The sequence below is a fragment of the Sebaldella sp. S0638 genome (genome assembly GCF_024158605.1).
In the GTDB taxonomy this organism is placed as follows: domain Bacteria; phylum Fusobacteriota; class Fusobacteriia; order Fusobacteriales; family Leptotrichiaceae; genus Sebaldella.
In genome coordinates this window covers 1-817 of record NZ_JAMZGM010000281.1, presented here as the reverse complement: position 1 = coordinate 817, position 817 = coordinate 1, and the positions used below count along the sequence as shown (strand labels likewise).

2 protein-coding genes are annotated in these 817 nt (G+C 28.2%); both read left to right on the top strand.

What is annotated here, in order from left to right; all coding sequences use genetic code 11:
• Positions 1 to 79 precede the first annotated feature (79 nt).
• Positions 80 to 382, top strand: a complete 303-nt coding sequence (locus tag NK213_RS20275) for a hypothetical protein (protein WP_253352723.1) — start codon at positions 80 to 82, stop codon at positions 380 to 382.
• A 176-nt stretch (positions 383 to 558) separates the two neighbouring features.
• The gene (locus NK213_RS20270; RefSeq protein ID WP_253352722.1) at positions 559 to 771 is read left to right on the top strand and encodes a hypothetical protein; all 213 of its coding nucleotides are present in this window, start codon (positions 559 to 561) and stop codon (positions 769 to 771) included.
• Positions 772 to 817 lie beyond the last annotated feature (46 nt).

Here is an 817-nt window from a genome sequence, read left to right as displayed (position 1 = left end):
TTATTACATAAAGTAACAAAGATTTTAAGTAGTTAATTTAGCTTTTTTAACTACAAACATATTATACAAGGAGGTATATGTGAAAAGAGTTCTTATATTTTTATTGTTTGGGACAGTGATTTTTTCTGGAAGTATTGGCGGGGATTGCACATTAAATGGAAAAAGATTATACGGAAAAGTGAAAGTAGTGTCATCTATGGCAGATTTCAGAGTAGAAGTTGTTAATAGTATCCCGGATCTTAAGGTAGAAAAAGTGAATATGTTTGCTGATTCCTGTGGAAAATGGGAATTCGTAGATGTTTTTCCTGATTTTACCGTTGAATTTGTGAATTCGGGTTCTGATTTTAGTATTGAATTTGTTAATATGTTCCCCGGTGTGTGATAAATAAAGAGAAAAAAGCTGTAAATCGATTAAATAAAACATAGTGAGAACCTGAAAGGGTTCTTTTTAAGTATAAAAATATTTCAATTTATTTGAAAAAAACAGTTGAATAATTTATAATGAATTATAATGTTGATACATTACCGGAAATTTTAATAAGTATGAAGGAGAAGAAAATGAAAAAGAAGGAGAGTGCATTCACGGATGTGGAGAGTATTATCAAAAGGAACAAATTAGCAATTAAGAAGGAGAATAAAAAGAAGGGTAAAAAACAAAAGGAGAAAAGGGAGAAAAAACAGTTTCATTTTAAACTTCCTTCTTTTAAAGTCAAAGATATATTCAATGATAATTTTAAAAGACGGGAGTGTGCAAGAAAGTCTGTAAATTAAATCTGATATAATAAAAGATTTGTTTTTCATATATTGATTTATCTAT